Below are 12286 nucleotides of genomic sequence, written 5' to 3'. Positions count from 1 at the left end.
AGAACCGAAGCACGGATCACGAAATGCCGCGATGCTAGTTCGGCTCGCTTAATGCTGCGTCAACACGATGGTAAGAATTAGGTCAGCGCACCATTCGTACGATCGCGAAAAGCCTCTACCATCAAGGGGTTAAGTCCAAGTTCGGTCAAAGCGTCGCGTGCCCGAGCATTATCCTGGGCGCGCCCGGCCAGCCGGTGGCCGCTGAGTCTGTCGGGCAATGCCGTGAGCAGAGCGCCCTGGCCGAGGCGGCGCGACCACTCCTGGAGGTCCTGGGCCAGGAACCGGTAGCCGCCTACGGCCATGACGCCCGACGGCGGTGCCGTGATGTTGATGCCGCCGGTCGCCCGGTCGGCCCGCGCGGCGTATTCGGTGTCGACATAGTCGCGCGGCGGCGGCGCGATCATGATGTCGGCAGGTGGCGGTGGCGGCGCATAGGCCGCGACGGGAACCATCGGGCCGCGCAGGCCCAGCGTCCCCCTCGGCGTCAGCAGGATGTCGCCGGCGATCGCCGCGCCCTGTACGTCGCGCGGCGCGCCATGCGGGCCCACCTTGATCAGTGCGGGTGAGCCGTCCTCGGAGGTGCGGCGGGCCGAGAAGTGCCCGGCTTCGCCGAACAGATAGACGTCGGTCAGGCTCGCCCGCTGCGCCGTCCAGGCGGCGCTGGAGGCGACCTGCTCGGGCGCACGCCAGAGGCCGATGACGTTGCGCAGGCTCGGCATCCGCTCCGACAGCCCGTGCTCGCCGAGGCGAAGCGCGAGCGGCGCCGGTGCGATCAGCACCTCGCAGGAATGCTCGTTGACCTGGGTCTCGAGTACGTCCTCATCGAACGGGTGATGCAGCACCAGCGCGCCGCCGGTCAGCACCCAGCTCACCAGCGATGCGCAGAGACCGGCAAACGACATCGGAGCGAAAGCCGACATGATGTTGGCGCCCTGCGGCAGGTCGCTCTCCATCGACATCGCGAGCCCGCCGGCGATCAGGCTGAAATGCGCACGAGGCACCGGGCGCAGGCCCTCGCTGGTGACGTCGAAGGAGATCAGTGCCGCCTTGCGGCCGTCCTGCAGTACCGAGCGCGACGTTCGCGAGTCCTGGAAGATCGCCTGGTCGAGCGAGGCCATGCCCTCGGGCAATTCGGTGCCGAAACCGCAGACATGGCGGATCGAGAAGACCTCCGCCGCCGCGTTCATCGCGAAGTCGGCATAGGGTATCCCGTCGATCTTGCCGCAGGTGACGATCGCCCGCGCTGCGGTGCGGTTGAGCGCGACCGTCAGCTCGGCGTGTCGCCAGAGCAGCGGCAGCGGCGCCACCACCAGCCCGGCGCGATGCGCGGCGAGCACCGTCAGCACGAACTCGACGGTCGCCGGCAGCTGCACGGCGATCACCGAATTGGCCGGCAATCCGCTTTCGATGAAATGGGCCGCAATCGCCGAGATCGCGCGATCGGCCTGGGCGTAGGTCAGGCGCCTGCGGGCCTGTCCGGTGATGCGCGGCTTGTTCAGCGGGTCGATCAGCGCCAGCGCATCGGGCTGCCGTGCCAGCGTGCGCCTGAACAGTGTATCGAGCGTTGGTGAAGCGGTCGGCTGGGTCACAGGGTCAGTTTCGGTGCGTCAGTTTCGGTGCGTCAGTTTCGGCTGCGTCAATACGGGTCGTGTCACGTCGGCGGCTCAAGGGCCGGGCTTCTGCCACCAGGTCTCCGGCAGGTAGCCCGACAAGGCCGTGGTCGATGGCGTTTCTATCCGATTCCAGCGCGCGATCCATTGTTCTCCGGCGTTAAAGAGGGGGATAGCGTAAAACCCCGACATCAGCGTCCTGTCCAGCGCCCGCACCGCCGAGACGAAGGCCGGCCGCTCCCGCGCCGATAGCAGCGCCTCGATCATGGCGTCGATAGCCGGGTCCCTGGCGCCCATGTAGTTCCTTGTTCCCGGGACGTCGGCGGCCTTGCTGCCCCAGTAGAACGACTGCTCGTTACCAGGCGAAAGCGACTGGTCCCAGCGATTCGGGATCATGTCGAAGTCATAGGCGAGCCTGCGCTGCTCGAACTGCACGGCGTCGACCACCCGCACCGCAGCATCGATGCCGACCCGTTTCAGGTCGCGCTGGTAGGCCAGCGCAATGCGTTCATGTTCGCGGCTGGTCAACAGGATCTCGAATCGCAACGGCGTTCCCGTCGTGCGCTGGCGCAGGACCGTGCCGTCGGGCTCATAGCCGGCCTCGGACAGCAGCGCGAGCGCCTTGCGCAGCACGTCGCGGTCGCGTCCCGACCCGTCGGTGACGGGGAGGCGGTAGCGGCCTTCAACGATGTCGGGATCAAGATGTGACAGATAGGGTTTGAGCAGCTCGCGCTCCCGATCGTCGGGGGGACGCCCGTAGGCCGACAATTCCGATCCCGCAAAATAGCCTCCGGAGCGCGTGTAGAGCCCGTAGTAATAGTTGCGGTTGATCCATTCGAAATCGAACAGCATCGTCAGCGCCTGGCGCACCCTGACGTCGGCGAACGCCGGCCGCCTGGTGTTGAACACAAGGAATTCGGAAGGGTAGGGAATTCCGATCTTGATCGTGTCGCGGATCACGTCGCCGTTGCGTGCGGCCGGGAAGTCGTAGCCATCGTGCCACCGCAGCGGTTCGTGCTCAGGCCTGAAGTCATACAGGCGGCGCTTGAACGCCTCGAACTGACCATTGGCGTCGCGGTAGTAATCAAGCCTGATCTCATCGAAATTCCAGAGGCCGCGGTTCACGGGCAGGTCGCGCCCCCAATAATCGGGATTGCGCGTGAAGGTCACGCTGGCGCCGGGCTTCACGTCGGCCACGCGGTACGGGCCGGATCCGATCGGCGGAGCCAGCGTCGTCGCCTCGAACGTCGCGGGATCGGTGGCATGCCGCGGCAGGATCGGCATCAGGCCGAGGATCAGTGGCAGTTCGCGATCGGCGACGCCGCCAAAGTCGAACCGCACCGTGAGCGGGTCCAGGGCCTCGGCCTTGGCAACCTTGGAGTAATATTGGTGATGCGATGGCCGGCCGTGGTCGCGCAGCAACGCCAGAGAGAACAGCACGTCATCGGCTGTCACTTTCTGGCCGTCGGAAAACCTCGCGCGCGGATCGATGTGGAAGGTGACGTAGCTCCTGGCGTCGTCGGTCTCGACGCTGCGGGCAAGCAGGCCGTAGAGAGTGAACGGCTCGTCATTGTTCCGCGCCAACAGGCTTTCATAGACATAGCCGCGCTCATAGGCGTAGCCCTTGAGCTGTTGCACGGCGAGCCCCCTGACGATCAGCGGATTGAGGCTGTCGAAGGTGCCATCCCGGGGACTCATCACCAGGCGGCCGCCCTTTGGGGCGTCGGGATTGGCGTAGGGCATGTGGGTGAAATCCGGCGGCAGCGCCGGTGCGCCATGCATGGCGATCGCATAGCTCTCGGCGGCGCTCGCCGGGGTCTGGCCCGTGGTCCCGAGCGCCATGACGATCGAAAGGCAGGCGAGGCCAAGCCGTCCGATGCGCCCGGAAGCGGTGGCGTGAGGCGCCGGATTTGATTCGCAAGACGTCACGCGGGAGCTTTACCACAGGCTGCTGCAACTCGCCGTGACATCCCCGCAAATCCGTTTGTCGGCATTGATCTTTCCGCGCGCCAATGTATTGAAGGCGTGCAATTGAACCGGCGGCACGCCTGTCACGTATCCGCCTCAATTGACGAGGAGACAGCCGCGCGAGCAGCTGTGTTTCGCGGCTATGTGTCGGCGCCTGCAGCGGTTTCGGGCGCTGCCGTTCAGAAAGGGTTTTCCGCAATGAATTTCCGTATCCTGGCCGCCCCGGTCCGGTCGCGTGGGCGAATTGTCGCCCTGATGGCGGCAACGGCCCTGTCCGCAGCGCTCCTGGTTCCTGCCGCGAAGGCCCAGCAGCCCGCGCCGGCACCCGCGGCGCCGAAGGCTGCGCCCAAGGCGGCTCCGAAGGCCGCCCCGAAGGCGGCCGCGCCGGCGCCCGCTGCGCCCGCCCCGCAGCAGTCCCAGGCTGCGCCGCCGGCCGGCGCGCCGCAGCAGCCGGCCCAGGATCAGCAGATTCAGCTCATCTACGCCCCCTGGACCAAGTTCTGCCTGAAGGGCCAGGACGCCAACGCCAAGCAGGTCTGCTTCACCGGCAAGGACGGCCGCATCGAGTCCGGCCAGCCGGTCATCGCCGCCGTCATCATCGAGCCGGAAGGCGAGCCGAAGAAGATCCTGCGCGTGACCTTGCCGCTCGGCATGCAACTCGTGCACGGCACCCGCATCATCATCGACAACAACCCGCCGCAGCAGGCGCCTTACGTGATCTGCTTCCAGAACGGCTGCATGTCCGACTATGAAGCGACCCCGGAAATGATCGCCAACCTGAAGAAGGGCGCGAACCTCGTGGTCCAGGCGATCAACTCGAACGGCGCGCCACTGACCCTGCCGCTGCCGCTGACCGGCGAATTCGCCAAGGCCTATGACGGCCCGCCGACCGATCCGAAGCAGTTCGAGGAAACCCAGAAGAAGCTGCAGGAAGAACTGCAGAAGCGGGCCGAGGAACAGCGCAAGAAGCTCGAGAGCGCTGGGGGCGGCGCGGCGCCGGCTCCGGCCAACCCCGCCTCGAAGTAGGCGCGGATCGACAAATGCAAAAAGAGAGGCGCCCGAAAGGGCGCCTCGCTTGTTTTTGTTCGGACGAATCATAACGCGTCAAATGTGTGGCAAATCAATACTGCGCGATGGCTGCCGCAATGCCATGCGATGGCGTCTGGCTGCCAACGATTTGCTGCGCTGGTGATCGCGCACATCCTGTGCGAACGTTCGCGCAAGGCACGGTTCGATCGCGCTCGCGCATCGCCGTTGCCTGATCCGGGCGGCCCCAGCGTCGACGCATAATCAAGAACCAGCACGGGAGGCCAGACGAAGCGCGAAACACGCGCCTTCGATGTGCAGACGCGTGCGCGTTTTGCGAACCCTGGCCGCTTGTTGCGGAGAATGATGGCGCGACGCGACCTCCCCGGATCGCAAGCAATCGCAGCCATGGAAGTCGTTCAATGTCCCAACGTCTCAACACCCAGCGGCGAGAACGCGAGCCCCGTCCGTTGGACCAGCCGGCGCGCCGCCCGTCGCCCGTCGATGCCGGCCGCGTCAGGCAGGACAACGCCGCCAGGGTGTTCCATCCGGGCATCGTGCATTTCGCGCTGGCGATGGGCGGTTTCGCGATCGGCATCACCGAATTCGCAACCATGAGCCTGCTGCCGTTCTTCGCACGCGATCTCGGCATCAGCGAGCCCGCAGCCGGCCATGCCATCAGCGCCTACGCGCTTGGCGTTGTCGTCGGCGCGCCTGTGATCGCGGTGCTCGCGGCGCGAGTCGCGCGGCGGACGTTGCTGATCGCACTGATGGCCTTCTTCGCACTGATGAATGGTCTGTCGGGCCTTGCGCCCGACTATCACACCATGCTGGTGCTGCGCTTCCTCGCGGGACTGCCGCACGGCGCGTATTTCGGAGTTGCGATGCTGGTCGCTGCTTCGCTCGTCCCGACGAACAAGCGGACCGGCGCCGTGGGCCGCGTGCTGCTCGGCCTGACGATCGCGACGACGATCGGCGTGCCGCTTGCCAACGGGGTGGGCCAGGCGATCGGCTGGCGCTGGGCGTTTGCGATCGTCGCCGGCCTCGGGCTGCTGACGGCAATCCTCGTTGCGATGTTCGCTCCGCGTGATGCGGTCACATCAGGCGCGAGCCCGCTGCGCGAACTCTCCGCCCTCGGACGCAAGCATGTCTGGCTGACGCTTGCGATCGGCGCCGTGGGCTTTGGCGGGCTGTTCTCGGTCTACACCTATCTGGCCTCGACCATGCTGGCGGTGACGCATGTGTCGCCGGCACTGGTGCCGGTCGCACTCTGCGTGTTCGGAGCGGGGCTCACGGCCGGCAACATCATCGTGCCGCGCTTTGCGGACCGCGCGCTGATGGCGACCGCCGGCGGCCTGCTGCTGTGGTCGGCGGCGACGCTGGCGCTATATCCGCTGGCAGCGGCGAATGTCTGGACGCTTTGCGCCGACGTGCTGCTGATCGGGCTGGGTGGGGCGCTCGCCACGGTGTTGCAGACCCGGCTGATGGACGTGGCGGGCGAGGCGCAAACCCTTGCCGCCGCGCTCAATCATTCCGCCTTCAACATCGCCAACGCGCTCGGCCCCTGGCTCGGCGGCATGGCCGTTGCGGCTGGCTACGGCTGGACGTCCACCGGCCTCGTCGGCGCCGGACTGGCGCTGACGGGCTTTGCGGTCTGGGCAATCGCAGCGGCGTTAGCGGCGCGCGAGGGAGTGTGAGCAAGCAGCCGCGACCGTGATGGCGCGACGTGACGCGGCGGAGAGGGGTTCGTCAGTTCAGCGACGGATTGCGCGGGCGATAGCCGCCCGACTTGTCCTTGATGAAGATCTCGGCGACTTGCGAATGGCGGATCGGCTCGCCGGAGTCGTCAGGCAGCAGATTCTGTTCCGAGACATAGGCGACGTACTCCGTCTCCGAATTCTCGGCGAGCAGGTGATAGAACGGCTGATCCTTGTGCGGACGGACGTCCTCGGGGATCGAGAGCCACCACTCCTCGGTGTTGTTGAATTCCGGATCGATGTCGAAGATCACGCCCCGGAAGGAAAAAATCCGGTGGCGGACGATCTGCCCGATCTGAAACTTGGCGGTGCGCGCTTTGATCATGCCTCGTTCGATAGACCATCATTGTGGCCGATGCTAGGGGCGGGGCGGTGAATTAACCCTCCGTTTACCGCCTCCAGCGCCGCCAAACCGCATCGGAATACAGCCGAGAAAGCACTTTCAGAACAATCGGTATCCTCAATCCGGCGCTGCCCTATTTCCGTCTGATGCCTGTCGGTTGCCTGCGGCGAGGCCAGCGAGTTGCCCAAGAGCGGGCGTGTTGGATGAATTTCCTCCTGCTTTACGTCTCGTTACCGGCGGCCCGGTTCCAGAGTATGTCCAAGACGAGTTCGCCGATCCGCCGTCGAAGCGATTCCACGCTTCGGCGCGCAGAGCCTGTCACCGGCGCGCGTTCGGGCTCGCGATGACCGGTACATTGTTCTGATCAGCGCCGCCACGTCGGCGCCAGGCCCTCGCGCATCGCGAGCCGGCGCAGCGGGCCGATCGCGCCGAGCAGGTGCAGGCTCGCGGCGCGCATGGTCTGTACACCGACGAAGTCGCTGAGCAGCGAACGGTTGGCGATGTCGATCGCCCAGGTCCGGCTGGCGACGTCGGGGCGGCGCGCCGCCTGGTAGCGCGACAGCACATGCGGCGCGCCTGGATCCTCGCCGCGCCCGAGCGCCTGGCCGACGATCTCGGCGATATCTGCAGCGTCGCGCAGCCCCATGTTCAGGCCTTGCGCGCCGATCGGCGGCAGCACATGCGCTGCCTCTCCCACAAGCGCGATGCGATGCCTTGCGAACTGCCGGGGCCGCTCGATGGCGAGCGGAAACAGGTGCCGGCCGGGCTCGACAGTGATGCGGCCGAGGATGGAATGGGACTGAGCCTCGGCCGCAGCCGACAGTTCGTCGTCGCCGAGCGCCATCAGCCGCTCGGCCTCCTTGGGCGCCGAGACCCAGACCACACTGCTGCGGTTGCCGCTCAGCGGCACGAACACGCAGGGGCCGTGCTCGGTATGGAATTCGGTCGAGATGTTCCGGTGCGGCCGGCTATGCGCGATGTTGAAGGTCAGGGCGGACTGCCCAAGTTCCCGGCTGACCACGTCGATCCCGGCAGCGTCGCGGGACAGCGAATTGCGTCCGTCCGCACCGACCGCGAGCCGGGTCGAGATCAACTGCCCCTGGCGCGTCTGGACCGCGACCGCGGCTTCATCCGGATTGATCGATGCGGCCTCGTCGTCGAGCCGCATCAAGCCGGGCAATTCGCCGGCGCGTGCCTCGAGTGCGGCCACCAGCGAGCGGTTGTCGATGTTGAAGCCGAACTGCTCGCGACCGATCTCACCGGACGAGAAGCGTACCTCCGGCGCGCGGATCAGCCGGCCGGTGTCGTCGACGAGCCGCATGGTCTGAAGCGCCGCCGCGCTGTCGCTGCAGCGCCGCCAGACGTCGAGTCGTTCCAGCAGCTCGGTCGAGGCGCCGAGCAGCGCGGTGGTGCGGTTGTCGGCATAGGGCGCCCGGCGCGCCAGCAGCGCCGCTTTCGCGCCTGCGTCGGCCAGCGCGATTGCAGCGGTGAGCCCGGCGGGGCCGCCCCCGATTACAAGAACGTCATAAACCTGCGAGGTGTCCATAGCAGGGACAATTGACATTGTTGGCTCGATTTTCAAGCCGCCGCCAATCGTCACAGGTTTCCAGGGAATTGCGCGACGGATCGTCGCAAGAGTGCATATGCAAAGTGGGCCGATTCCTGATAGCACTGCGATAAATGGACCATACCAGTGAGCCGGATTCCCTGCCGGAACGGATGCGGACTGCCGCATTTTCCGTTCATGTCTTCACGGCGCTGGGGGCGGGGATTGCGCTGCTGGCCATGCTGGAGGCGGTGCGCGAGCACTGGGCCAGCATGTTCGGCTGGCTCGGCGTCGCGCTCGTCATCGACGGGATCGACGGGCCGCTGGCGCGCCGGCTCGACGTGGTGCGCCTGCAGCCGAACTGGTCCGGCGAGGTGCTCGACCTCGTGGTCGATTTCGTCACCTATGTGTTCGTGCCGGCCTATGCGATCACCGCGAGCGGCCTGCTGCTGCCGCTGGCCGCTCCCATCCTCGGCATAGGCATCGTGGTGTCGAGCGCGCTGTATTTCGCCGACCGGCGGATGAAGGCGGACGACAACCATTTCCGCGGCTTTCCGGCGCTGTGGAATGCAGCGGCGTTCTATCTGTTCCTGCTGCATCTGCCGCCTGTCATGTCGACCCTGGTGGTCGCGGCCCTGATCGCGCTGACCTTTGCGCCGTTTCACGTACTGCATCCGTTCCGCGTCGTGCGATTGCGGTGGCTGACGCTGTGGCTTCTTGCCGCCTGGGCCGCGCTTGCCGCCTACGCCCTGGCGTGCGACTTCGTGGTCAGCGCGCCCGTGACCTTCGGGCTCTGCGCCATCGCGGCCTACATCGTCGGCAGCGATACGGTGATCCGCAGGATGAAAGCACTCAGGGCATGATGGACTTGATCGCGAGCCCGGAGGCCTGGGCGGCGCTGCTGACCCTCACGGCCCTCGAGATCGTGCTCGGCATCGACAACGTCATCTTTCTTTCGGTGCTGGTGTCCCGGATTCCTCCCGCGCAGGCCAGGCGCGCACGCCAGATCGGCCTGCTGCTTGCGCTGCTGTTCCGCATCCTGCTGCTCAGCATCCTGATGTGGCTGATCGGACTGACGCAGCCGGTGATATCGATCATGAGCGCCGCGCTGTCCTGGCGCGACCTGATCCTGATCGGCGGTGGCTTGTTCCTGATCGCGAAGGCAACGCATGAGATCCACAGCGAGGTCGAGGCGCGCGAGGCCGACGAGGAGGCCAGGCCGAACCCACGCGCATTCTTCTGGGTGATCGTCCAGATCATCGTCATCGACGTCGTGTTCTCGCTCGACTCGATCATCACCGCGATCGGCATGGCGCAGCAGATCGAGGTCATGGTCACGGCGGTCGTGATCGCCTGCGTCGTGATGTACGTTTCGTCGGGGCCGGTGGCGCGCTTCGTCGCTGAGCATCCCACCACCAAGATGCTGGCACTGGCGTTCCTGGTCTTGATCGGCGTAGCACTGGTGGCCGACGGCTTCAGCTTCCACATCCCGCGCGGCTACATCTATTTCGCCATTGCGTTCTCGGCCGCCGTCGAGATGTTCAACGTGCTGGCCAAACGCAACCGCAGGAAGCCTGCCGGATAGCGCGGTTCCGGGCCGCTCTGTTGACAAGGCGGCCCCGATGGCATTCGCTTCCCGCGAGCCACAATCTCCGAGGGGAGCGACCGACATGACCAAGGCTGTGCGCGTGCACAAGGTGGGGGGTCCGGAAGTCCTGACCTATGAGGACATCGAGGTTGGAGCTCCCGGCGCGGGCGAGGTGCGCATCCGCCAGCACGCCATCGGCCTGAACTTCATCGACGTCTATTTCCGCACCGGCCTCTACAAGGCGCCCGGCCTGCCGTTCATCGCCGGCAACGAGGCCGCCGGCGAGGTTTTGGCGGTCGGCGCGGGGGTGACCAATTTCCATCCCGGCGACCGCGTCGCCTACTACTACAACCTCGGCGGTTACGCCTCCGAGCGCGTCATCCCTGCCGAGAAGCTTGTCAAGCTGCCCGACCATATCACCTATGAGCAGGGCGCCGTGCTGATGCTCAAGGGGCTGACGGTCTGGTATCTGCTGCACAAGACTTTCAAGGTCGAGCCAGGCCATCGCGTGCTGATCCACGCCGCCGCCGGCGGCATCGGCCTGCTCGCCTGCCAATGGGCGCGGGCTCTGGGCGCGCACGTCATCGGTACCGTCGGCTCGAAGGCGAAGGCCGATCTCGCGCTCGCAAACGGCTGCGACCACGTCATCCTCTACAACGAGGAAAATTTCGTCGAGCGCGTCAAGCAGATCAGCCGCGGTGCGCTGTGTGACGTCGTCTATGACGGCGTCGGCAAGACCACGTTCCCGGGATCGCTGGCGTGCCTCAGGCCGCGCGGGCTATTCGTTTCGTTCGGCAATGCCTCCGGCCCGGTACCGCCGTTCCCGCTCGCCGAGCTCAACAACCACGGCTCTCTGTTCGCGACGCGGCCGAAGCTCAACGACTATGTCGGCACCCGCAAGGAGTTGCTGGAGGGCGCCGACACGCTGTTCGCCGCCGTGATCAACGGCAAGCTGCACGTGCCGATCAACCACGCTTATGCGCTGAAGGACGCGGCGAGGGCGCATATCGACCTGGAGAGCCGCGCCACTACGGGCGCGGCGATCCTGCGGCCGTAAGCCGATCGCCGTTTCGGGGCACGCGAAGCGTGAACCTCAGGCGCGCAATTGCGCGCCGGGGAACCTCGAGATTCCGGGTTCGATGCTGCGCATCGCCCCGGAACGACGGGTGGCTATTGTCACGCTACCCGTCTCGCCGCGCCGACCTTCGCCAGCACCGCATCGAGACAATCGATCATCGCCGAGATCTCCTCGCGCGAGACGTTGAGCGCCGGCATGAAACGCAGCGTGTCTGGCTGCGGTGCGTTGATCAGCACGCCGGCCGCGAACGCCTGGGCCACGACCGCGGCGCCAATCGGCATCTTGAGATCGAGCGCGAGCAACAAGCCGCGGCCCCTGATGTCACCGAGCCCATGCCGCGCAGACAGCCGCTGCAATTCGCTCTCCAGGAACAGACCGGAATCGACAACCGATTTCAGGAAATCGGGTTGCCCGACCTGTTCGAGCACCGCGATGCCCGCAGCGCACATCAATGGATTGCCGTTGAACGTGCCGCCCTGGTCGCCGTGATCGAAGCACGAGGCATGCCCGGTCGCGAGCAGCGCGGCGAGCGGCACGCCGCCGCCGATGCCCTTGCCGAGCGTCATGATGTCGGGCGCGATCCCGGCATGCTGGTAGGCGAACAGCTTGCCGGTCCGCCCGATGCCGGTCTGGATCTCGTCGACGATCAGGAGCAGGCCGCGCTGCTGCGTCAGCGCGCGCAACTCCTGCATGAACGCGTCAGTGGCAGGCCACACGCCGGCTTCGCCCTGGATCGGCTCCAGCATCACGGCGACCGTCGACGGCGAGATCAGTTTCCTGACCGACTCGATGTCGTTCAGCCGCGCTTTGCGGAAGCCCGGCACCTTCGGCTCGAACAGCGGCTCGAACGCCTTCTTGCCCGAGGCCGACATGGTCGCGAGCGTGCGACCGTGGAAGCCACCCTCGAAGGTGATGATCTCGTGCGCGCCGTTCTTGTATTTCGCGCCGTATTTGCGCGCGAGTTTGATCGCGCCTTCATTGGCCTCGGCGCCGGAATTGGCGAAGAATACCTGGTCGAAGCAACTCTGCTCGACCAGCGCCTTTGCCAGTTTGAGGCTCGGGCCGTTGTAGAACGCCGGGCTCGGCGTCAGCAGCCGCTTGGCCTGCGCGGCCAATGCCTCGGCCACCACGGCCGGCGAGTGGCCGAGCGGATTGACGGCCCAGCCCTGCACGAAATCGAGATAGCGGTTGCGGTTGTCGTCCCAGAGGTAGGACCCGGCGCCGCGCACGAACACGACCTCGGGACGGGCAGTGATGTCCATCAGCGCGTCGAACGGATGGGTGGCGTTGGTCATGTCGATCTCCTCTGGAGGTGGTGGTGGTCGGGAAAGGGCAGGCCGAAAAGCAAGAAGGCCGCGCTTTGGGGCGCG

At 66.2% G+C, this 12286-nt stretch carries 10 protein-coding genes; 5 read left to right on the top strand and 5 right to left on the bottom strand.

What is annotated here, in order from left to right; translation table 11 throughout:
- Positions 1 to 77: 77 nt before the first annotated feature.
- On the bottom strand, positions 78 to 1589 hold the full coding sequence (locus JQ586_RS15375; protein WP_212395421.1) for an AMP-binding protein: 1512 nt from the start codon (positions 1587 to 1589) through the stop codon (positions 78 to 80).
- Between the two features lie 75 nt (positions 1590 to 1664).
- Entirely contained in the window at positions 1665 to 3452 is a 1788-nt protein-coding gene (locus JQ586_RS15370; RefSeq protein WP_212395476.1) for an extracellular solute-binding protein, read from the bottom strand.
- Positions 3453 to 3776: 324 nt separating this feature from the next.
- Between JQ586_RS15370 and JQ586_RS15365 the strand changes: the two genes are divergently transcribed.
- Positions 3777 to 4604 carry an invasion associated locus B family protein gene (locus tag JQ586_RS15365; RefSeq protein ID WP_212395420.1) on the top strand — a complete coding sequence of 276 codons (828 nt, stop codon included), beginning with the start codon at positions 3777 to 3779 and terminating at the stop codon, positions 4602 to 4604.
- A 422-nt stretch (positions 4605 to 5026) separates the two neighbouring features.
- Positions 5027 to 6301, top strand: a complete 1275-nt coding sequence (locus JQ586_RS15360) for an MFS transporter (protein ID WP_212395419.1) — start codon at positions 5027 to 5029, stop codon at positions 6299 to 6301.
- A 52-nt stretch (positions 6302 to 6353) separates the two neighbouring features.
- Here the strand turns inward: JQ586_RS15360 and hspQ are convergent, their stop codons facing one another.
- Both hspQ and JQ586_RS15350 read right to left on the bottom strand, forming a co-directional pair.
- Entirely contained in the window at positions 6354 to 6686 is a 333-nt protein-coding gene (gene hspQ, locus JQ586_RS15355; protein ID WP_212395418.1) for a heat shock protein HspQ, read from the bottom strand.
- 382 nt (positions 6687 to 7068) lie between these two features.
- Positions 7069 to 8268, bottom strand: a complete 1200-nt coding sequence (locus JQ586_RS15350) for a UbiH/UbiF family hydroxylase (protein ID WP_249147625.1) — start codon at positions 8266 to 8268, stop codon at positions 7069 to 7071.
- A gap of 116 nt (positions 8269 to 8384) precedes the next feature.
- Here JQ586_RS15350 and pcsA point away from each other — a divergent pair, with 116 nt between their 5' ends.
- The 3 genes from pcsA (at position 8385) to JQ586_RS15335 (ending at position 10895) form a co-directional block, all read left to right on the top strand.
- Entirely contained in the window at positions 8385 to 9113 is a 729-nt protein-coding gene (gene pcsA / locus JQ586_RS15345; protein ID WP_212395417.1) for a phosphatidylcholine synthase, read from the top strand.
- Positions 9110 to 9835, top strand: coding sequence for a TerC family protein (locus JQ586_RS15340; RefSeq protein WP_212395416.1), 726 nt, complete (start codon positions 9110 to 9112; stop codon positions 9833 to 9835). The genes pcsA and JQ586_RS15340 overlap by 4 nt, the downstream gene beginning before the upstream one ends.
- A gap of 85 nt (positions 9836 to 9920) precedes the next feature.
- Positions 9921 to 10895 (top strand): quinone oxidoreductase, encoded by a 975-nt coding sequence (locus JQ586_RS15335; RefSeq protein ID WP_212395415.1) that lies wholly within the window; start codon positions 9921 to 9923, stop codon positions 10893 to 10895.
- A 119-nt stretch (positions 10896 to 11014) separates the two neighbouring features.
- Here JQ586_RS15335 and JQ586_RS15330 read toward each other — a convergent pair whose 3' ends face one another.
- Entirely contained in the window at positions 11015 to 12211 is a 1197-nt protein-coding gene (locus JQ586_RS15330; RefSeq protein WP_212395414.1) for an acetylornithine transaminase, read from the bottom strand.
- Between the last annotated feature and the right edge of the window lie 75 nt (positions 12212 to 12286).

Source organism: Bradyrhizobium jicamae (assembly GCF_018130215.1).
Lineage (GTDB): Bacteria > Pseudomonadota > Alphaproteobacteria > Rhizobiales > Xanthobacteraceae > Bradyrhizobium > Bradyrhizobium jicamae_A.
This window is presented reverse-complemented; position numbering and strand designations above follow the sequence as displayed.

Bases quoted from the DNA above. Each gene is read 5' to 3' on its own strand.
- hspQ (WP_212395418.1), bottom strand. From the start codon at position 6,686: ATGATCAAAGCGCGCACCGCCAAGTTTCAGATCGGGCAGATCGTCCGC.
- JQ586_RS15365 (WP_212395420.1), top strand. From the start codon at position 3,777: ATGAATTTCCGTATCCTGGCCGCCCCGGTCCGGTCGCGTGGGCGAATT.
- JQ586_RS15340 (WP_212395416.1), top strand. From the start codon at position 9,110: ATGATGGACTTGATCGCGAGCCCGGAGGCCTGGGCGGCGCTGCTGACC.
- JQ586_RS15330 (WP_212395414.1), bottom strand. From the start codon at position 12,211: ATGACCAACGCCACCCATCCGTTCGACGCGCTGATGGACATCACTGCC.
- pcsA (WP_212395417.1), top strand. From the start codon at position 8,385: ATGGACCATACCAGTGAGCCGGATTCCCTGCCGGAACGGATGCGGACT.
- JQ586_RS15370 (WP_212395476.1), bottom strand. From the start codon at position 3,452: ATGGCGCTCGGGACCACGGGCCAGACCCCGGCGAGCGCCGCCGAGAGC.
- JQ586_RS15360 (WP_212395419.1), top strand. From the start codon at position 5,027: ATGTCCCAACGTCTCAACACCCAGCGGCGAGAACGCGAGCCCCGTCCG.
- JQ586_RS15350 (WP_249147625.1), bottom strand. From the start codon at position 8,268: ATGTCAATTGTCCCTGCTATGGACACCTCGCAGGTTTATGACGTTCTT.
- JQ586_RS15335 (WP_212395415.1), top strand. From the start codon at position 9,921: ATGACCAAGGCTGTGCGCGTGCACAAGGTGGGGGGTCCGGAAGTCCTG.